17 protein-coding genes are annotated in these 20822 nt (G+C 55.0%); 7 read left to right on the forward strand and 10 right to left on the reverse strand.

The window, feature by feature from the left end; all coding sequences use genetic code 11:
- Positions 1-191 precede the first annotated feature (191 nt).
- Positions 192-398, forward strand: coding sequence for an SPOR domain-containing protein (locus ACN082_RS06710; RefSeq protein ID WP_419100079.1), 207 nt, complete (start codon positions 192-194; stop codon positions 396-398).
- 57 nt (positions 399-455) lie between these two features.
- On the opposite strand, the gene panB is transcribed toward ACN082_RS06710, so the two are convergent.
- Positions 456-1346: a 3-methyl-2-oxobutanoate hydroxymethyltransferase gene (gene panB, locus ACN082_RS06715; RefSeq protein WP_419100080.1), complete on the reverse strand. Its 891-nt coding sequence runs from the start codon at positions 1344-1346 to the stop codon at positions 456-458.
- A gap of 217 nt (positions 1347-1563) precedes the next feature.
- Between panB and glnA (ACN082_RS06720) the strand changes: the two genes are divergently transcribed.
- The 3 genes from glnA (ACN082_RS06720) (at position 1564) to ACN082_RS06730 (ending at position 6534) form a co-directional block, all read left to right on the forward strand.
- The gene (glnA, locus tag ACN082_RS06720; protein WP_419100081.1) at positions 1564-2907 is read left to right on the forward strand and encodes a type I glutamate--ammonia ligase; all 1344 of its coding nucleotides are present in this window, start codon (positions 1564-1566) and stop codon (positions 2905-2907) included.
- A gap of 89 nt (positions 2908-2996) precedes the next feature.
- The gene (locus ACN082_RS06725) at positions 2997-6170 is read left to right on the forward strand and encodes a bifunctional [glutamine synthetase] adenylyltransferase/[glutamine synthetase]-adenylyl-L-tyrosine phosphorylase (protein ID WP_419100082.1); all 3174 of its coding nucleotides are present in this window, start codon (positions 2997-2999) and stop codon (positions 6168-6170) included.
- A 166-nt stretch (positions 6171-6336) separates the two neighbouring features.
- The gene (locus ACN082_RS06730) at positions 6337-6534 is read left to right on the forward strand and encodes a hypothetical protein (protein ID WP_419100083.1); all 198 of its coding nucleotides are present in this window, start codon (positions 6337-6339) and stop codon (positions 6532-6534) included.
- On the opposite strand, the gene budA is transcribed toward ACN082_RS06730, so the two are convergent.
- Complete coding sequence (gene budA / locus ACN082_RS06735) at positions 6535-7287, reverse strand: acetolactate decarboxylase (protein WP_419100084.1); 753 nt, start codon at positions 7285-7287, stop codon at positions 6535-6537.
- A 115-nt stretch (positions 7288-7402) separates the two neighbouring features.
- Positions 7403-8827, reverse strand: coding sequence for a type I glutamate--ammonia ligase (gene glnA / locus ACN082_RS06740; RefSeq protein ID WP_419100085.1), 1425 nt, complete (start codon positions 8825-8827; stop codon positions 7403-7405).
- Positions 8828-9108: 281 nt separating this feature from the next.
- Here glnA (ACN082_RS06740) and ACN082_RS06745 point away from each other — a divergent pair, with 281 nt between their 5' ends.
- Together ACN082_RS06745 and ACN082_RS06750 are read left to right on the forward strand one after the other, a co-directional pair.
- Entirely contained in the window at positions 9109-9570 is a 462-nt protein-coding gene (locus tag ACN082_RS06745; protein ID WP_419100086.1) for an RDD family protein, read from the forward strand.
- Positions 9571-9620: 50 nt separating this feature from the next.
- Entirely contained in the window at positions 9621-10301 is a 681-nt protein-coding gene (locus ACN082_RS06750) for a DedA family protein (protein WP_419100087.1), read from the forward strand.
- 58 nt (positions 10302-10359) lie between these two features.
- Here ACN082_RS06750 and ACN082_RS06755 read toward each other — a convergent pair whose 3' ends face one another.
- From ACN082_RS06755 to lipB, 3 genes are all read right to left on the reverse strand, one after another.
- Entirely contained in the window at positions 10360-11097 is a 738-nt protein-coding gene (locus ACN082_RS06755) for a DUF4191 domain-containing protein (RefSeq protein ID WP_419100088.1), read from the reverse strand.
- 159 nt (positions 11098-11256) lie between these two features.
- A complete protein-coding gene (gene lipA, locus ACN082_RS06760) occupies positions 11257-12264 on the reverse strand; it encodes a lipoyl synthase (RefSeq protein WP_419100089.1) in 1008 nt (335 codons plus the stop codon).
- 82 nt (positions 12265-12346) lie between these two features.
- Positions 12347-13018, reverse strand: coding sequence for a lipoyl(octanoyl) transferase LipB (gene lipB / locus ACN082_RS06765; RefSeq protein ID WP_419100090.1), 672 nt, complete (start codon positions 13016-13018; stop codon positions 12347-12349).
- A gap of 182 nt (positions 13019-13200) precedes the next feature.
- Between lipB and ACN082_RS06770 the strand changes: the two genes are divergently transcribed.
- Positions 13201-14826, forward strand: a complete 1626-nt coding sequence (locus tag ACN082_RS06770) for a protein kinase domain-containing protein (RefSeq protein ID WP_419100091.1) — start codon at positions 13201-13203, stop codon at positions 14824-14826.
- Positions 14827-14926: 100 nt separating this feature from the next.
- On the opposite strand, the gene ACN082_RS06775 is transcribed toward ACN082_RS06770, so the two are convergent.
- From ACN082_RS06775 to ACN082_RS06790, 4 genes are all read right to left on the reverse strand, one after another.
- The gene (locus tag ACN082_RS06775; protein ID WP_419100092.1) at positions 14927-15310 is read right to left on the reverse strand and encodes a hypothetical protein; all 384 of its coding nucleotides are present in this window, start codon (positions 15308-15310) and stop codon (positions 14927-14929) included.
- A 203-nt stretch (positions 15311-15513) separates the two neighbouring features.
- Complete coding sequence (sucB, locus tag ACN082_RS06780) at positions 15514-17220, reverse strand: 2-oxoglutarate dehydrogenase, E2 component, dihydrolipoamide succinyltransferase (protein ID WP_419100093.1); 1707 nt, start codon at positions 17218-17220, stop codon at positions 15514-15516.
- Positions 17221-17310: 90 nt separating this feature from the next.
- Complete coding sequence (gene lpdA, locus ACN082_RS06785; RefSeq protein ID WP_419100094.1) at positions 17311-18687, reverse strand: dihydrolipoyl dehydrogenase; 1377 nt, start codon at positions 18685-18687, stop codon at positions 17311-17313.
- Positions 18688-19039: 352 nt separating this feature from the next.
- Entirely contained in the window at positions 19040-20554 is a 1515-nt protein-coding gene (locus tag ACN082_RS06790) for a leucyl aminopeptidase (RefSeq protein ID WP_419100095.1), read from the reverse strand.
- Between the last annotated feature and the right edge of the window lie 268 nt (positions 20555-20822).

Consider the following 20822-nt stretch of genomic DNA (forward strand, 5'->3'; position numbering starts at 1 on the left):
AGGTCGCGTCCAAGCTTTTCTCTTCACTCTTGGAGGGTTTACTGGCATTCCTTGCTTTCTCTTAAACCGCTTTGGTGGCTTACTCCATGGTGTCTCAAAGAAGTGTGACTCTTGCCAAGGGGCCAGGGCCTTCATAGGATGGTTGGGAAGCAGAACGATGCTCTCGTCTGTCACTATATGTAGAGGAAGACATGTCACTTGAGAATGTAACACCTGGTCCCCATGCCACGGAGTTTTACTACAATCTGCGTACCGGGCAAGTAGAAGAGGGCCAGCAGTCAAAAATCACTGAGCTGTGGGGTCCCTTTGCTACACGCGAAGAAGCCGAGCACGCTATGGAAACAGCTAAAAAACGTAACGAAGCCTGGGATGAAGGCAAAAATTCTTGGGGCAAGTAAAACCATAAAAGTCGGGGCCGGTAGCCTGTGCTACCGGCCCCTACACTTTAAGTGAAATCACTGGTCGAATCTGTGCTCGGGTGCGGGATAGGCCCCTGAGCGTACGTCCTGGCGGTAGGCCTGGGCACCTTCCAACAGAGTGTCGTACAGGTTGGCGTACTGCTTGACGAAGCGGGCCATCTTGCCCTGGCGTAGCCCGAAAGCATCCTGCCAGACCAGAACCTGACCTGTTACATCAGATCCTGCACCGATGCCGATGACCGGAATATGGACTGCGCGGTCAATCTGTGCCGCTATGTCTGACCGCGTCATCTCAATAAGTAAGCAGAAGGCACCGGCCTCAGTAAGCGCAAGCGCGCTCTCTATGAGCGCTTCTGCGCTATCACCACGCCCCTGCACTCGATAGCCACCCAGGGCATGCTCAGACTGGGGCGTAAAACCGATGTGCGCCATGACAGGGATACCCGCCGCAACCAGGGCCTTAACATGCTCGGTGTGATAGCTAGTTGCCTCCATCTTGATGGCGTGCGCACCGCCCTCTTTCATAAAACGCACTGCGCTAGCAACCGCCTGCTGCGGTGACTGTTCATAGGAGCCAAAGGGCAAATCAGCTACCACCAGGGCGCGCTGGGCGGCTGACGATACAGCCTTGACCAGTGGGAGCATTTCATCAACAGTGATAGTGAGCGTGGAATCATGCCCCAGGACGTTACTGCCAGCGGAGTCTCCCACCAGCAAAACCTCAATACCGGCGCGGTCAAAGATTGTAGCGGTGAGCGTATCGTAGCTGGTGAGCATAGCGAACTTTTCACCAGCCTCTTTGGCCTGGCGCAGGTGAACAGTCCGCACCTTTTTAACATCGAGGACACTACCTGCTGAATTCTGCTGAGCAGATGCGGCCGGGGCGGAAGCCTGTGAGCCGTAGGGAGAACTTTCTTCGTTGAGCATACCCCTAACTTTAGTGGGCAGGCTCGACCGCGCAAACGACCTGAGGGCGCATATTCTCAGTCGGTGAAAGAAATGTTTAAAACTGGTTACGGTTCCTTAGTTTGTGCGCGTGCCAGGTAGGCAGAGGGAAACACAAAGTTCTAGAGTTGGAAGGTAGCGAATAAGAACCTGCCCACCGGGGTGCAGGTAGCGCTAGCGACACGAACGGATAGGTTACATGGATCGTCAGCAAGAGTTTGTTCTGCGCACTATTGAGGAACGCAACGTGCGTTTCGTTCGTCTTTGGTTCACCGATGTTGTAGGCCAGCTCAAGTCGGTGGCGATTGCCCCGGCTGAGGTTGAGAGCGCTTTTGACGAGGGAATCGGCTTTGACGGTTCATCCATTGAGGGCCTTTCCCGTGTCTACGAGTCAGACATGCTCTTACAGCCTGACCCCTCAACCTTCCAGGTGCTGCCCTGGCGCGGTGACGACGAACCCACCTCACGCATGTTCTGCGACATTCTCACCCCCGACGGCGAACCCAGTGCTTCGGACACCCGCGGTGTCCTCAAGAAAATTCTTTCCAAAGCCGCAGGCATGGGCTTTACCTGCTACACCTCCCCGGAAATCGAATTCTACCTTCTCAAATCCAAGGAACTGGGACCCAATGGCTTCCCCGAGCCTGTGGACTCTGAAAGCTACTTCGACCACACCCCCGGGGGAGTCGTGCAGGACTTCCGCCGCAAAGCGGTCAGCACCCTTGAAGAAATTGGGATTTCAGTAGAGTTCTCCCACCACGAGACCGGGCCGGGGCAGAATGAAATTGATTTGCGCCATGCCGATGCTCTGCAAACCGCAGATAACATCATGAGTTTCCGCACCGTCATCAAGGAAGTCGCCCTGTCCCAGGGTATCTATGCGACCTTCATGCCTAAGCCTTTTACCGAACACGCCGGTAGCGGCATGCACACCCACTTCTCCCTGTTTGAAGGTGATACCAACGCTTTCTTTGAGGCAGGAGCCGAGTACCAGCTTTCACGCACCGCCAAGCACTTCATCGCCGGTGTCTTGCAGCATGCACCCGAATTCACCTCGGTCACCAACCAATTCGTCAACTCCTACAAGAGGCTGTGGGGCGGCGGTGAAGCACCCTCCTATGTCTCTTGGGGCCATAACAACCGCTCGGCCCTGGTCCGTGTGCCGCTCTACAAGCCCAACAAGATGCAGTCAGCCCGTATGGAATACCGCGGTATCGACTCGGCGACCAACCCCTACCTGGCCTACGCCGTTATCCTGGCGGCTGGCCTGAAGGGAATCGAGAACGAGTACGAGCTACCCTCGGCAGCGGTTACGGAAGATATCTCCGCAATGACCAGCGCGGAGCGCCGTGCCATGGGCTACCACGCCTTGCCCTCATCTCTCTACGATGCAATCCACCGCACCGAAGAATCAGAATTTATGGCCGAAACACTGGGCGAGCAGGTTTTTGAGCAGTTCCTGCGTAACAAGCGCCGTGACTGGAACGCTTTCCGTGCCGAAGTAACCCCCTACGAGCTCAAGACCAGCCTCGGTATCCTCTAACAAGGCTGTGCAGGCGTAGCCCCTACTAGGGCGCTACGCCTGCCTTGTTGTATCTAGCAGAACCCCAACAGCCCAAGGAGCAAGACACGGTGACAGCCCCAAAAACTACCTCAGCGCACCCCGATGATGCTACCCGCCGCGCAGAAGAAGAACGCAAGGCACATGTGCGCCTCATCAGTGAGATGGCAGCACTGGGTTTCTACGATGCGGCCAAGAGCGCTCGCTGGCTGGATTCACCCGAACTGGCAAGGGTCGACCGTAATAAACTTTTTGAGGGTCTGAGGTTGGCACCTTCACCTGACATTGCTCTGCCTGCGCTGGTGAGGCTGATTGAGAGAGCGCCGAAGGTAGCAGAACTTGCAGGGCGAGGTGCTGATGCCCCCGCTCTCTACCGCTTACTTGGCGGCTCAGAAGCACTGGGGGAGTTTCTTGTTCGACGCCCAGAGCACACAGACCTGCTAGAGATTGAGGATAAGCAGCTAGCCTATGAAGATTTCCCCCGGTCGCTGCTACCGGAAACTGATAATGAGTTCCTGACCCCCATTGCCCCGCTTGACACCGTGTACCGGACAGACCTGCTCAAGGCCGTAGGAGCGGACCCTGATTCTGATACACCCAAAGCAAGCTTGACGGGAAAAGAGGCTTACACCGCGCTTCGCGTAGCCTACCGCCGGCACATCACCGAGCTAGCTATCCACGACCTCACCAGCTACGCGCCGGTCAAATTTATGCCTACTGTGGGGCATGTCTTAGCTGACCTGGCAGCGGGCGCTCTTGAAGCAGCACTGGCCGTTGCTCGCGCCGAGGTTTCGGCAGCGCGAGGAGAGGACACTGTTGCCGCAGTTGAACTGGCGATCATCGGTATGGGTAAATGCGGTGCACGGGAACTCAACTACATCTCGGATGTTGATGTGGTCTATGCAGTGGCACACGCACCGCTTTCAGACCTTCCAGAGGGATTCACCCCCCTAGATGAGAACACCCTGACACAGGTGGGCCTTGAGCTCGTTCAGGCTCTATCCAAAGCAATTATGGCACCAGCGCCAGAACCAGCCCTATGGGAGGTCGACGCCAACCTCCGCCCCGAGGGTAAAGACGGGGCGCTTGTCCGTACCGTAGAGTCCTATACCAGCTACTACAAACGGTGGGCGGATAACTGGGAATTCCAGGCCCTCCTGAAAGCCCGCCCCATAGCGGGCAACCCTGCCCTGGGGGTACGGTGGGCGAGGGCTATGCGCCCCTTCGTCTGGGAGTCAGCGGCCAGGGACTCCTTCGTGGAATCCGTCCAGGCCATGAGACATAGGGTGACAGATAATATCCCTGCCGCTGAAGTTGACCGTCAGATTAAGCTTGGCCCCGGAGGGCTGCGCGACGTAGAGTTCACGGTTCAACTACTCCAGCTAGTCCACGGTCGAACCGATGAGAGCGTCCGAACTCAGACAACCACCGACTCTCTGAGTGCACTAGCAAAGGCCAGCTATATCAGCCGCAAAGATGCCCTTGACTTCGCCGAAAACTATGCCACCCTCCGGGTCATGGAACACCGTATTCAGCTGCTCTATATGCGCCGGACCCACCTCATGCCCGCCAAAGAAAAGGACCGACGCACCCTAGCTAGGGGTATGAGCTCGCCACTAGCCCCCAACCAGCTGACCGAAGCCGACATGCTCAAACAGTGGGCAAAAATCAAACGGGTGGTTAAGCTACTCCACGAAAGGCTCTTCTTCCGTCCGCTTCTTGCCGCGGTGGCTCACCTATCCAAGGACGAGGTAGCCCTCAGCCCCCAAGCCGCACAAGACCGTTTGGCAGCCCTGGGCTACAAGGACCCCCGCCGCGCTATGGGGCACATCGAGGCCCTGACCAAAGGCCTACGCCGCTCTGCCGAAATTCAGCGAACGCTCATGCCGGTACTCTTGGGGTGGTTCGCTAAGGGAGTAGACCCCGATGCTGGCCTACTGGGTTTCCGCCGTATCAGTGAGTCCCTTGGCGGTACCCCCTGGTACTTGCGTATGCTCCGAGACTCACCCGCCGCAGCAGAGCGTCTATGCACCCTACTCTCCAGCTCACGCTTTATCACTGACCTACTGGAAGATACCCCCGAACCCATTGCTTGGCTTGACCGAGACGAGGACCTCAAACCGCGAGACACCGAGGTCATCATTGGTGAACTACGCTCCCAGCTCACCCGGCACACCGACCCCCTGGATGCCATCCGTGCCGTCCGCATGGCACGACGCCGTGAAATCCTCCGGTTATCTATGGGTGAAGCGCTAGGACTGACCACCACTGAGGAAGTCGCACACGGTCTGTCCGACATCGATCGAGGGGCTATCCAGTCAGCGCTCGCTATTGCCGAACGCGAACTCTACGCTGAGGGCCGAGATCCGCTCACCCATGTAGCAGTTATCGCAATGGGCCGTCAAGGCGGGGCCGAAATTGGCTACGGCTCAGACTCAGACCTCATGTACGTTCATATTCCGCGCCCAGGAGCAGACGAACGTGAAGCCCAAGCAGAAGCCACCGAACTCATTAACCGCATGGTTCAGCTCCTCAAACAGCCGACCAAGCCGCCCATCCGTGCCGAGAAAGTGCTCGAGATTGACGCCGACTTGCGGCCTGAAGGCAAGCAGGGGGCTATGGTGCGCTCGCTGGACTCATTCCGGGAGTACTACGAACGTTGGGCCGATACCTGGGAGTTCCAGGCCCTACTGCGTGCCCGCCCCTTTGCTGGTTCTGAGACGGTGGGTAAGGCTTTTATAGAGCTGATTGCTCCTTACCGTTACCCGTCTACTTTTGGGGCTGCACAGGTGACTGAGATTCGGCGTATGAAAGCGCGTGTGGAAACCGAACGTATGCCTCGTGGAGCCGATAAAACACGCCAGCTCAAACTAGGCCGGGGAGGTCTGACCGATGTTGAGTGGCTGGTTCAGCTCCTTCAGCTTCAGCACGCGCACCGGGTTCAGGGTATGCAAACGACCTCAACCTTGGGGGCTTTGTCCGCCGCAGTTGAAGCCGGAATTGTTGAGCAGGACGATGCTCAGCTTCTGAGTTCGGCTTGGACGCTTGCCTCAAAGATTCGTGGTTTGAATGTCTTGAGGACCGGACGGGCTTCAGATACTTTAACGACAACCCGATCTGATCTTGAGGCCATTGCACGCTGGTGCGGCTATGAACCGAACTCGGCACGCTTACTCGAAGACGACTACCTGCGTATCACCCGTCAGGCTCGGGCTGTCTATGAGAAGCTGTTCTACCCGGCCTAGACACCACGAGGAAAGATAAGAAGATAGTGACTGAGCACAATGGTGTGGCTACTGTACATATCGACCGTCTTGACTCTATGGATGACCGCGTTTTACGCGCCGGATGGCCGACTGGCAGGTTACACCTTAATGTACCGGCTTCAGGGAAGCGAAACGGTTGAGCAGGATGATGGGCGACTACCGAGGCAAGGGACTGGGCCTTGCTCTCAAGATAGCCAACCACCGTCAGCTTGAGCCTAAGGGCACCGATTTTACGGGGCTGGTGAGTTGGGTTGATCGCAATGACCTTGCAATGCGAGCTATCAACCAGCAACTGGGCTATCAAAGCCTGGAACTAGGCCAGATAGTCGAGAAGCAGGGGTAGCTAGTGCTGCTCTGCCTTCGAGATTTGGTCTGCCAAATCTTCGGGGGAGAGATCTGCATTTGAGAAAGCCTCGTTGAGCGGCAGGTGCAGGCGGAGCCCGGTACCCGGGCAGATTTCTACATGCGCACTGCGGAGTTTGAAGTCTACAAGGTGCCCACCCTTATCGCGTTCATCGTTGATAAAGTGTGCATGACACCCGGGCACACCGATACCCTGCTCGTAAATAGGGGTGCGGAACCCAACGATAGTGCCGGTAACATCATCAAACTGGACGATGTCCTCGCCTTCTACCGCATCAACCATCTTGGGGTAGGGCTTGGACTGCTTCTTGACGGTTCGGGTGCGTACCCACTCAAAGTCGCCCACAATTTTGATGGCATACATGTAATTATCTGAGAGAGTGAAATCATCAAGCACCTGGGCTGCTCGTTGACGGAGAAGATTGCGGGGTAAATCCCGCTTAATTGCCGGAACAAAGTTAGTAATCACCGCAAAGGGTGTCTTCTGGTCCAGGTCCGCTAAGGACACAGAGCCGTCAAAGCGCATCTGGTAGCAGGTTCCATCGAGCACAACCATCTCACCGTCAAGACCGTCAAAGGTGCCCACCCCAAAATTGCCGTGCCCCAGGAGCTCACCGATTGTCATATCGCCGTCGTAGATACCGTCTAATAGCTGGCTCATGAGGCCGGTCTGGAAGACTTCGTTCCGGTAGATGGTGCTACGTCCTTCAAGAATTGAACTCTGCTTGCTCATGTTTTCATCTCTTCTGAACTTATCGGTCTTTACACTCAAAAGCCGCGCCCCACACCCACAGAATCTGTGGATGTGGGAGCGCGACCCTGGGCTTATGGCACCAGTTTACGGCAGATTAGACACCGTAGTACAGCTGGTACTCCAGCGGGTGCGGCACCAGTGAGAGGGGCTCCAGCTCCTTGGTGCGCTTATAGTCAATCCATGCCTGGATGAGGTCCTCGGTGAAAACATCGCCGGCGAGCAGGAAGTCGTGGTCTGCTTCAAGAGCGGCCAGGGCTTCTTCGAGGTTGGCAGGAGCCTTCTTGATATCTGCTGCTTCTTCAGCGGGCAGCTCGTAGAGGTCCTTGTCAATCGGTGCTGGGGGTTCAATGCGGTTGCGGATACCGTCTAGACCAGCCATGAGCTGGGCTGCAAACGCCAGGTAGGGGTTTGAAGAGGGGTCCGGTGCACGGAACTCTAGACGCTTGGCCTTGGGATTTGAACCGGTGATGGGGATACGGATACCGGCGGAACGGTTACCCTGCGAGTAGACCATGTTCACGGGTGCTTCGTAGCCGGGAACCAGGCGCTTGTAGGAGTTTACGGTGGGGTTGGTGAAAGCCAGAACTGATGAGGAGTGCTCAATCAGACCACCGATGTACCAGCGGGCAAGGTCGGAGAGGCCAGCGTAGCCACGCTCATCGTAGAAAAGGGGTTCGCCGTCGAGCCAGAGTGACTGGTGGCAGTGCATACCTGAACCATTGTCGCCAAAGACGGGCTTGGGCATGAAGGTGACGGTCTTGCCCCAAGCGTCGGCGGTGTTCTTGATGACGTACTTAAACTTGAGCAGGTCATCTGCAGCCTGGGTCAGGGTGGAGAACCTGTAGTTGATTTCTGCCTGGCCGGGTGCGCCAACCTCGTGGTGAGAACGCTCGACTTCGAGGCCAACTTCATCGAGGGCTACGCACATGGCATCGCGTAGGTCGGCCTGCTTATCGACGGGGGAGACGGGGAAGTAGCCGCCCTTGGTGAGAGTCTTGTTACCCAGATTACCGCCATCTTCGGTCCTAGCTGAGTTCCAGGGAGCTTCATCGGAGTCGATCTTGAAGGAAACAGACTGGGGGGTCACCTCGTGCTGGACGTTCTCGAAGACGAAGAATTCAGCTTCTGAGGCGAAGAAAGCGGTATCGGCAATACCTGTTGACTTGAGGTATTCTTCAGCACGCTCAGCAACACCTCGGGGGTCACGGTGATAGGGCTCTCCGGTGCGTGGGTTGACAATGGAGCCGGTGATGATCAGGGTCTTCTCAAGACGGAAGGGATCAACATAGGCACTGGCTACATCGGGAATGAGCTGCATATCGGACTCAGCGATACCCTGAAAGCCCCGAATAGAGGACCCATCAAACATCTGGCCTACTGTGAAGAAATCTTCATCAATGGATTTTGCGGGCATGTTGAAGTGCTGCTGGACACCGGGAAGGTCGGTGAAGCGGATGTCAACAAACTTGACGTCTTCCTTGGTGATGAAGTCTAGGACTTCCTGTGAGGTTGTGAACATAATTGGGTGTTCTCCTTGAGATATATCGACCCCGGGGCCCCATGGGTGGGCACCTGGATGTTGTATCTAGCCTAGAGCTAGTTTTTTGCCCTCAAGTGTCGCCTTTGTTTCGCTTGTGTAACAGCCTGAGCACCAAGTTGCAGGCGTGTTAAGGGCTCCTGCAGCTGGCTAAGCTCTCTTTCATTCTAGGAAAGCGGTCAGTGCTCTTGGGTGACCGTGGTATCTCATAGATGACTTTTCTGGGTAGGGGAGTTGCTCTTAAGCCGGTAAGGTTAGATGTTGTGGTATCAAGAAAAGATTTAGGTTCATGGCTTGACGGTGCCCCCACCCATATGGATTACCCGGGGCAGGATATGGGGCGCCCCCGTTCTGGCAGGGGAGCAATTGCCCGCCCTTTGAGCCGCTTGATTGCGTTTTGTATGGATTGGTACCTCATTAAAGGTATTTTCTTCCTCCTGGGGAAGTTTGTTTTCCCCGGTGCGAACCTAGCCTCTCTCGATATTGCCCAGCTCATTTTTTTCTGGCTTTACATGGTTTCTGCCGTTGGTTTCATGGGGCATAGCATAGGTCATTTTGTCATGGGAATGCAGGTTCAGAGCCTTGACGGTAAACCTGCTGGGTGGCTCTCTGCTCTCGTCCGCCAGAGCATGGTGATGCTGGTTCTTCCTGTCCTGATCATGGACGCTGACCAACGGGGGCTTCACGACCGTGCACGTCATACCATTTTGGTTCTTATTCGTTAGATGGTGTAGATATGTCAGATGATTCCACAAGGGAAGACAAAAACCCTAGCATGCAAAGAGAACATGACCCAGCTCTGCCCCCTTTCCTGACTTCCCCAGGCAAGGTCGATAAGATTCTGCTGTCCCTACTGGGATTCATGACGATTTTCTCCCTGGCGATTATACCCACTCGGGCTTTCTTGCTGGTTGAGCATCCCTGGGTTCTGTCGCTCTTGACCGGCTCCGGTTTGGGAGTTCTGATTACCGCCGCCCAGAATCCCCACCAGTACCTTCTATGGGCTGTGTTGGTTACGGTGGCAGCTCTGAGCCACATCAAGTTCATGGCCGTTTACTTTTTTATGGGTAAGCATTGGGGCCAAGACTTTATCAATTGGATTTTCGCCAGCCATACACCGCTCTGGTACCGCAAGCTGGAGGGCTTTGTGGAACGGCACCTACTGGTGAGCCTTCTCCTGGGGTTTATCCCTTTTTCGCCTATTCCCGCTACCTTGCTGGTAGCTATAGCCGGTATCCGCAGGATCAAGGGTATGGTCATCGGTGTCTATATCTATATTCTCGCCCTGCTGAATAAGTGCTTCTACCTGTACCTGGGCGTTACCTTTGGTGAGGGAATCCAGCCTATTCTCAAAACCATTGATCGCTACATGATGCAGATAACCCTGGCGCTGTTGCTCTATGTCTTTGTGGTCAACTGGTGGAAGGGCTCCAAGAAGCAGAAAGAAGGTCGGTAGGTACGGTAAAGGCCGGGTTCTTAAAGAACCCGGCCTTTATATATCAAGCCAAATGGTGCTAGCGCATGCCCTTACGGCTGGGGCGCATACGTAGGGGATCAACGCCCTTGGGGATCGCACTGAGCATATTGTTGTGCTTGGAGATGGAATCAATGCGGTTAGAAACCTGGTGCATCTCCTGCTGAGTCAGGTGCTTGGGTAGCTTGTTCATTGCCTTAGTGACCTGTTTGAGCTCTACCTGACCCTCCGCGGTACCTGTGTTGATAACGTGAACGGGTACGGTAGGAACAATCTTCTTATAGCGGAGCTTTTCTTTCTGAACCAGGCCGTTGACGCGGTTAGTGGGGCCCTCGGTCACCAGAACGATGCCGGGGCGTCCAATAGCGCGGAAGACAACATCCTGTGACTTATTCACTGCAACGGGTTGCTGCTCAAAAATCCAGCCGCGGCGCAGGGTTGAGAGAGCAGCGCCTGCGCGGCCGGGGCGGTCCTCAAGCTGAGCAAAGGCGGCCTTTTCTGCGCGGCGAGAAAGAACAATCACTGCGAAGAGGATGCCGAAAGGAATACCGATCAGAAGGAAAGTAATCCAGTTCTTCAGCAGAATACCGATGAGCAGGAAAATAAGGACGGTTGCACAGAAAACCAGCGCCAAAATCCAGGGGATATTGGGGTCTTGTTGGCGGGTCACACCATAGACCTGCTTCATCTGGGCAAACATGCCGGGGCCACGCTTAGCGCGGCGCTCTGCGCCTGCCTTTTTCTTTTCTTCGCGGGTGTTGCCACGAGATTCAGCCACTGTGTATCCTTCGTGAGTCGAGAACCGGGCGCCCTAGCTATCTAAGTGATGAGAGCGCCGTAACTTACCCATTCTATACGGCAGGTGCCCGCCGATAAAGCCGGCAGGCACCCAAATGAGATGATAAAGCTAACGGCTGGGGAGACCCTGAAGCCTGGTTTACGCGCCAGCTGCTACCAGTGAGCTTGCTTCTTGCATGGCAAAGCCTTCATCGTCGATGTGAGAGAGGTGCTCAGGTATCTGGCGGCCGTGCTTCTTCATGGCGCGGGCCCAGAGCTTACCGGCACGGTAGGAAGAACGAACCATGGGCCCAGCCATGACACCGGAGAAACCGATTTCCTCGGCCATTTGGGAAAGTTCAAGGAACTCGGTCGGCTTGACCCAACGCTCGATGGGGTGGAAGAGCGGGCCGGGGCGTAGGTACTGCGTCAGGGTAATAAGGTCTGTTCCTGCATCGTGTAGGTCACAGAGGGCCTCATAGATTTCCTCGTTAGTTTCCCCCATACCCAAAATCAAGTTGGACTTAGTGATCAGGCCGGCTTCTTTGCCCTGGGTTATGACATCGAGTGAGCGCTCGTAGCGGAAAGCGGGGCGAATCTGCTTGAAAATACGGGGTACTGTCTCAAGGTTGTGAGCAAAGACTTCGGGCTGGGCATCAATGACCTGCTGGACGTCTTCTTCTTTGCCTTTGAAGTCAGGGATCAGGATCTCGACACCTGTGGTGGGCGATACCCTGTGAATCTGCCTGATTGTCTCGGCGTAGAGCCAGGCACCACCGTCTTCAAGGTCATCGCGGGCAACGCCGGTGACAGTTGCGTAGCGCAGGCCCATCTTTTTGACATTGAGGGCTACCTTAATTGGTTCCGTGCGGTCAATAGCAATCGGCTTACCTGTATCAATCATGCAGAAGTCGCAGCGACGGGTGCACTCAGAGCCGCCAATCAGGTAGGTCGCTTCACGATCTTCCCAGCACTCGTAGATGTTGGGGCAACCTGCTTCTTCGCATACTGTATGCAGGCCTGAACCGCGGGAGAGGTTAATCATCTCCTGATATTCAGGGCCTACTTTAGCCCTGGTTTTAATCCATGAGGGCTTCTTCTCGATAGGTACTTCTGCATTGCGCGCTTCAACGCGCAGTAGCTTGCGGCCGTCAGGCTGGGCGCTCATGTGGAGGAATCTCCTTTGTAGATTGGTCTCATCGTTAAGTCTATGTGGGGGCTTAAGGTTTTGAGGGGAACCCCTTTGAGGGCTAGGTGGCGGGAACGAAAGATGCCGCTAGCTGGTTGGCGTAGCGGTCGAGTTCCTTTTCAACCTGCTCAACAATATCTGCTGGAGAAATATTCCGCCCGAGCTGTTCACTAATCGTGGTGACCCCGGCATCTGTAATTCCGCAGGGAATGAAAGCCCCGAAAGGGTCAGTGGGGTTATTGCAGTTGATGGAAAAGCCGTGCATGGTGGTGTTTTTTGAGACTCGAATTCCAATGGCGGCTATTTTCTTATCTGGTAGCAGTGCCCCGTCACCCCGGACCCAGACACCAGAGCGACCTTCCACTTGCTGGCAGGTGATACCGAGCCCGGTAAGGACCTTGATGAGGACCTCTTCTAAGACTCGCACGTACCTGACCACGTCAATGGGTTCGGGCAGCTGGACGATGGGATATCCAACGAGCTGGCCGGGGCCGTGCCAGGTCAGTTTGCCACCACGATCAATTTTGATCACAGGAACTCGATTGTCGCTGGGGTACTCATGGTCTTCGGTTCTTTTCCCAGCGGTAATAACTTCCTGGTGCTCTAGGAGCAGGACGGTGTTTTGTTGTTGGCCGGTAGCGACTTTTTCGTGTGTCTTGCGCTGGTATTGAAGCGCCGTCTCATAGTCAACGTACTGGGGTGCAAAGCCGACCCGCTCAAACAAAAGTGCCATACCCTCTAGGGTAGTCCTTTTAGTCAGACTCTAAAAATAGCTAGCCTAAGTGTGGCTTTAAGTTTTTGGTGACCAACTGTGAATTTTTATCCACAGCCAACTAATGTATCTCTGACTAGTATAAATGTCTGTTCTGTGGATAACTTTTTAATGGGTTCTTGCATGTGAGGTATGTCTAGAACATGAAAAGCCAAGCATCTCTTCACCCACAAGACGCACCATCTCACCCTGAGCAGGAACCCCTTGCATCTGACAGCGCGCTCAAGGGCCTGACCGATGTCATCCTCCGATATCGCCTTGAAAGCGGGCCGACCCACTCTACCTGGATTGCTGACTGTGGCTATCAGGCAGCAGGACAGCTTGAGATACAAGCAGGGCCTTACACGCTGACTCAATATTCAAAGAGCGCAACCGCCGCAATGAAAGCAGCTGAGCGGCTCTGCTCTTTACCTACCCACCCCGCCGTCCTGAGAGTAGATGCAGTAACCAGCTCACCTCGTGCAGGTCATATCTGGTATGAGGCAGCTGAAGCAGGTACTCTAGCGGATTATTGCAGAGCCCGGGGCCAGCTTCCACTTGCCCAAGTTACCACCGTAGCTAAGGCCCTGACTGCGGCATTAACATACCTCCACCAGCAAGAGCTTGCCTACCGAGACCTTAGGTTAGAGCACTGCGTTTTCACTGTTAAGGGGGAGCTTAAAGTTCTAGCGCCCGACCTTGATCTCAGAACTTCACCCGATGCTGCCAAAGAAGCCAAAAAGGCAGAGGATATTGCCGCCTGTGCCGCTATTCTCTGGTTCTGTCTTACGGGCAAGGAACCTAAGGCACAAAGGCTCCGGGCGCCGCTTCTATTGAGCCTACCTCAGGCCAGCGACGCTCTTGCTCAAACACTTGAAGATGCTATTGACCTGAGAGCAAATCAGCCGAGCCTGACCGATCTTGCCGCCCTATTTGACCTGACTGCGGATTCTGCCCCCTTAGAGCTCCATCTGAGTGCCAACGAGAGCGTCCTAAGCCGGCTCCCTGCCTACACGGCGACTGAGACTGAGCCGATGACCAACAAGCCTAAAACCCGCATGAGGAGGGCACCGAAAGTCTACGGGCAGCCCCAAACACTGAATAGACGGTCCTCATCAAGTGCTGGTATCTCCTTATGGAAATCGGGGAAGCAGGGGGTTGCTATAGCGCTTCTGGCGGCTATCGTTCTTGCGCTGGGGGCGTGTATATCTGTTTTCTTACCGTGGATCCAGGACCGTCTCAGCGCTAGCCCGCAAGAACAAGCCGCGGAGGAAACTCAGTCACAGGAAATGTCACTACCGACTAGCCCAGCCACGCTATCACCAACAAAGGAGCCAGAATTACAGAAACCTTCCGAACCGGTGAGTGGTATCAGCGGTGATCACCAGGAAGTAATTACCCAACAAACAGCCGAACTCATCCGCCTGCGAAGCCAAGTTCTATCTTCTGGCAATAGCAATCGCGTTCAGGACTATGCCTTACCCGGTTCTGAATTAGAACACAATGACCGTAATATGCTGACTCAAGAAGGAGCAAGAGATCTCAGCCAGATGTCGTCCCAAGTAGTGTCCGTTGAGGAAATTTCTGCCGGTCAGGAGGGTAGCTACACAGTAATAGCGGTTCTTGAAGCTCGCGGCTACAACCCTAAGGGGAGCGACGAGGAACTAGCGCGGTTAGGTATGACCCGAGATGGAGAACGCATTATGCAGAAAGTCAGCTTGTCACTACAGCCCTCTAGTCAAGGGCTAAGAATTGAATCAGCAAAACCTATTACTGCCAACCAAGGCTAGGCTTCAAGCACTGTAAGCGAATAAGAAATAGAGCGGTAGGCAGTTGATGCCTACCGCTCTAGTGGCGAATTCGATATGCCCTTAGATTACAGGCAGTGATTTAGATTTGTGGGTACTGGATAAAAATTGCGATAGCAATATTAATCAGCGCAAGACCGCCAACGGTGTGGGCAAGAGCAATGTTCTTACCTGATTCAGGAGTACCAAGAGCAAGAGCGGCCTTGTACTTCTTCTGACCTACGAATGCAGCGGCAGCGATCACCAGGGCAATCACCATTTTGATGCCAATCATCATGTGGTTGAGTTGCATATTTTCTGCCATCTGCATGAAGTAGAGAGCGAAACCGGTAACAAGCTGCAAGAGCGCGGCATGGAATTGGCCGGGCAGGACGACAGCTTTCTTAAAGTTTGCTACCCAAAGGCCAAACACTAGTGAAGCACCAATAATGTGCAGAAACAGAAGAATTGAAAAAGCAATAGACATGTTCTTTAGTCTACGGAATACTGGGCCCTTTATCGACAGTATGTCACAGCAAGGGGTGTGTTGGTCGGCACCTATGTCAGTTACCCCAGGAAAACAGGGGGTATACAAAAGGTGCTCCCTCATCATGTGATGGGGGAGCACCCTCAAACAATAGCTGGGCGAGTAAAGGGGTTAGATGTCCCTTACTCAGTCACCACCTGTTTTTAGAGGCCGACCTCAGCCTCAAAAGCGGCTTCTTCAAGTCGCTGCTTGAGGAAAGCCAGGAAGCGACCAGCATCTGCACCGTCCACGACGCGGTGGTCGTAGGTGAGTGAGAAGTATGCTAGCGAACGAATTGCGATGACATCGTTACCATCAGCGTCCTGGATCACAGCGGGGCGCTTGTTGGTTGAGCCGATACCCAAGATAGCTACGTTGGGCTGGTTGATGATCGGGGTGAAGAAGACACCGCCGGTTTGGCCGGTTGATGAGATGGTGAAGGTTGAGCCGGAGAGCTCCTCAGGTGCAACCTGACCGTCGCGTGCACGCTTGGCTACATCATTGATCTTCTTTGCGATACCGGCAATGTTGAGGTCACCGGCATCCTTAACAACGGGGACAAGCAGACCCTTGGGGGTGTCAACTGCTAGGCCGATGTTCTCGGATCCGTGGTAGGTAATTTCCTTGAAGTCATCACTCATTGAGGAGTTGAACTGGGGGAACTGCTGCAGAGCTTCGGTAACTGCCTTGGTGAAGAAGGGCAGGAAGGTCAGCTTGGTACCCTCACGAGCCTCAAAACCAGCCTTAGCCTTGTTGCGCAGAGCAACCAGACGGGTGAGGTCAATTTCCTGGACAGTGGTCAGCTGAGCTGAAACTGCCAGCGACTCAACCATGCGCTTGGCAACGGTCTGGCGGATACGAGCTGTCTTCTCGGTGGTGCCACGCTTTGAGGAGACTGCAGGCTTGGGGGCAGCAGGGGCCGTAGGAGCAGCAGCTGGCGCAGCTACGGGAGCGGGTGCTGCGGCGGGGGTTGCAGCAGAGCCCTTCTTAGCCTCGGCAGCAGCCAATACGTCCTGCTTGCGGATGCGGCCACCAACGCCGGTTCCCTTGATGGTTGAAAGGTCGATACCTTCCTGCTTCGCCAGCTTGCGTACAAGGGGAGTGACGTAGGCTTCGCCGTTCTCGCCGGAGGGAATTTCGACAGCAGGAGCCTCAGCAGCCTCATCCTGTGAAGAAACCGCTACCGGTGCCTGCGCCTGATCAGCTACCTTGGCTTCGTCGGCTGCAGGGGCCTGAGGCGCATCAGTTGAGGCGGCGGGGGCAGCAGATGAAGCGCTACCGATGATGGCCAGAACCTGGCCGACCTCGGCATCCTCGTCTTCCTGGATGCGGATTTCAAGCAGGGTACCGGCAACGGGTGAGGGAACTTCGGTGTCTACCTTATCGGTGGAAACCTCAACCAGAGCCTCGTCAACGGCTACTTCTTCGCCAACCTCTTTGAGCCAGCGGGTGATGGTGCCTTCGGTAACTGATTCGCCCAGCGCGGGGAGGGTAACCTCAACGCCTTCAGCGGAGCTTGCAGGGGCTTGAGCCGCAGGAGTGGGTGCAGGTGCAGCGGATTCAGCTGCGGGAGCGGATGTTGCTGGAGCTTCCTGGGCAGGTGCAGCTACAGGAGCAGATGCGCTTGCGCCGGAGCCGTCACCAATGACGAGCAGGGGAGCACCTACTTCGACATCCTGGTCTTCTTCAACGAGAATCTGTTCAACAACACCGGCAACGGGTGAGGGAACTTCGGTATCAACCTTGTCAGTTGAAACTTCGACGATAGCTTGGTCGACAGAAACTGTTTCGCCAACTTCAACGAGTAGGCGGGTAACGGTACCCTCGGTTACTGATTCGCCCAGTGCGGGCAGTTCAACGGTAGTGGACATAGTCCTTCGTGGTCTCCTTGTACGTGATGGAATATTGAAAGGGTAGGTGGTGCTTCACGGGTGCGGAGCGACCACCTACCTGAAGCTTATTTAGCCGTGCAACGGTGCGCCAGCCAAGGCCATTGCTGCTTCACCGAGTGATTCGTTCTGAGTGGGGTGAGCGTGGATAAACTGTGCAACGTCTTCGGGGAAAGCCTCCCAGACAACCCACATCTGTGCCTCACCAATTTGCTCGCCCATGCGCTTGCCAACAGCGTGAACACCGATGATAGGGCCGTTCTTTTCACGGACAACCTTGACCAGACCGCCGGTACCAAGGATAGAGGACTTACCGTTACCGGCCAGGTTGTACTCTGTAACCTCGATGTTTTCCTTGCCGAACTTTTCTTCAGCCTTGGGCTGTGAGTAGCCGATTGAGGCAATTTCGGGTTCGCAGTAGGTGACCTTGGGGATATGGAGATCCTCAACCACCTGTGGGTTCAGGCCAGCAATCTCTTCAGCAACGAAACGGCCCTGCTGGTAGCCACGGTGCGCTAGCTGGACACCGGGGACGATATCGCCAATAGCGTAGATGTTGCCTACCCCGGTGTGCAGTCGCTCGTTAGTAATGACAAAGCCACGGTCCATGGTCAGGCCCTGTTGGTCGTAACCAAAGCCCTCGGTGTTGGGGCCACGGCCTACAGCAACGAGCACGATGTCAGCTTCAAAGGTGGTGCCGTCTTCGAGGGAGACTTTAGCGCCGTTGGCGTCCTGCTCAACAGTTTTGAAGAACTTGCCCAGTGAGGATTTGATGCCCCGCTTCTTGAATTCGCGCTCAAGAACCTTAATGATGGAGGGATCTTCGTTGGGTACTAGGTGGGGTAGGCCCTCGATAATGGTGACGTCAACGCCCATTGAGTTCCACATGGAGGCGAATTCACACCCGATAACGCCACCGCCCAGAACGATTGCGCTCTTGGGGAGGTAATCCATCTGCAGCGCTTCGGTTGAGGTCAGAACGCGATCGCGAATCTCAATACCGAAGGTCTTGGAAACAGAACCGGAGGCCAGGATAATGTGCTTACCCTTGTAGGCGGTGCCGTTAACGCTGATGGTGTCTTGGCCGGTGAGCTTACCTTCACCTTCGATGACGGTGACCTTCTTCATCTTGAGAAGACCGGTTAGGCCCTTGAACTTACCGGCAACGATGCCGTCCTTGTAGTCACGAACCTTGGCCATGTCAATGGATTCAAGGGTGGTGTTAACACCGTACTGTGAGGCGTGCTTTGCCTCAGAAGCGAGCTCTGCTGCGTGCAGGTAAGCCTTGGTGGGAATGCAACCGGTGTGCAGGCAGGTGCCACCCAGATTGCTTTTTTCGATGAGACCTACGGAGAAACCGAGCTGTACAGCTCGAAGTGCAGCTGAGTAGCCTGCGCTACCGCCACCGAGGATGAGGATATCGAATTCTGTTGTTGCCGAGTCGGCCACGTTGACGCTCCCTTACATGGGTTTGCGGAGACACAATGCCCCCTTATCTACTGTCATTTTCTAGCTTATCGCTTGTCGGGGCACAGCTCCACTATTGCGCCGATGAGACTTATGTGCCCCGTGACTAAAACTGAGGGTCCTGATGCACCCAGGGAGCTAGCCTTTTGCTCTAGGACCCCTTGTAGATAGCCTTTCGGACCTCTGCTGAGCCTTTGAAAGGGCTATGAATCTCTGGGGGCAGGGGTAAAGGCTCATGTTCATATTATGGTGGACGCCACGTCATGAGGTGTTAACGATTACATCCCGGTTACCTTTGTGAAGGGTAACCGGGATGCTCAACGATACTTACCGCTTAGGCGTAGGCCTCAATAAATTTGATGAGGGTTGCAACGGAATGGCCTGTACCTTCCTTAGGTGTGTACCCATAGGGTGCTTCTTCGTTGAAAGAAGGCCCAGCAAAATCGAGGTGAGCCCAAGGAATCTTGGCGCCATCTTTCTCACCCACGAATTCTTCAAGGAACTGGCCTGCAACAAGCATTCCGCCGTACCTGGAACCGATGTTCTGAAGGTCAGCAACGGGGGACTTGAGGGACTTTCGCAAATGCTCGGGCATGGGCATGGGCCAGTAGTCTTCGCCAGCGGCGCTAGCTGCTTCAACTACCTTGGCCCGGATATTATCGTGGCCCATTACTGCTGCGGTACGCACACCGAGAGCAATAAGCTGGGCGCCGGTTAGGGTGGCAATATCCAGAATGACGTCGGGCTCAGATTCAGATGCCAGGGCAAGGCCATCTGCCATGACCAAGCGTCCTTCGGCATCGGTGTTCATGACTTCAACGGTGTGGCCACTACGCATGGTCAGGACATCCTCGGGGCGGATCGAGTTGCCACCGGGCATGTTCTCGGCCAGACAGAGATAACCGCTGACTGCCACCGGAATGTTGAGTTCTGATGCGGCAGCAACCACGTTGAGGACTGTAGCTGCACCTGCCATATCTGATTTCATAGTGGTCATAGATGTGGGGGGCTTGAGGGAAATACCGCCGGTATCGAAAGTAATACCCTTGCCTACTATTGCTACGGTTTGAGTAGCGCCCTGTGGCACATATTTGACCTCAACCAGGCGAGGCTTGCGTTCTGAGCCCTGACCTACACCTGCGATTCCGCCAAAGCCTTCTGCTACCAGCTGGTCGTAGTCCCAGACCTTTGCGGTGACATTTTCCAGCCCTTCAATACGCTCTAAGGCTCGCTCAACGAAAGTTGCGGGGTAGAGGTGGGATGGGGGAGTATTCACCAGACGGCGGGTATGATCTACAGCTTCGCCTAGAATCAGGGCACGGGTGAGTGCCGGCTCGGCTTCTGCAGGGTCAAGATCGGTGACAATGGTGATGTCCTCTACCGGTGCCTTGACCAATTCTGCTGTTTTTGCTTTCAACTGAGCATCTGAAAAGGCTCCGTAGGCGGCACCTTCAGCCACGGCGGCAACTTCATCAGGGGTGGTGACGCCTAGGGCAAGGGCAACGTTCTCGTTGCCAGCTAGCTGGCGAACTGCAGAACCTGCGGCATAGCGGAGGCTGTTCAGCTTTTGAGCGAGCTGGTCGTTTTCTACCCCAAGCCCGATGAGAGCAACAAGGTCTGCTCCAGCTTCATCAAAACCGGGTAGGCGAACGAGTTCGTCCTGGCCCCCGGTCACCCCCAGGTCCTCAAGGATTGCTTCGAGACCCTCAGCGGTTTCTTCGCCAAGAGGGTTGGATGCAAGAACCGGGCCTTCCTCAGAGGAATAGACGCCGAGAACTAGAACATTTGCCTCGAGTCCATCAAGGTCTGTTGAGGAAACGGAAAATGACAAATCATGTGATTGGCTCACAGAATTCTCCTTCAGATATTGGGGTGAGAACATAGAGGCCGCGGGAAAAGCGACTTTTCTTGTGCTCCTTCAGTTAATAAGGGTAGGCAAAAAAACCGTCAATGTGTACCGTGGATAACATGCTGGAGGTACCGTGGAGCCGGCTAACAGCTCTGTCGGTTGGGGCGATTTGTGACATTTTTGTGAAATGCTGGTGTGGATGAGGAATATCTCTTCACCGACAACAGTTATTACTGCAAGATACACAGCCGGTATTAGAGAGGCTGGA

It is taken from the genome of Rothia sp. CCM 9417 (assembly GCF_048513575.1).
In the GTDB taxonomy this organism is placed as follows: Bacteria; Actinomycetota; Actinomycetes; order Actinomycetales; family Micrococcaceae; genus Rothia.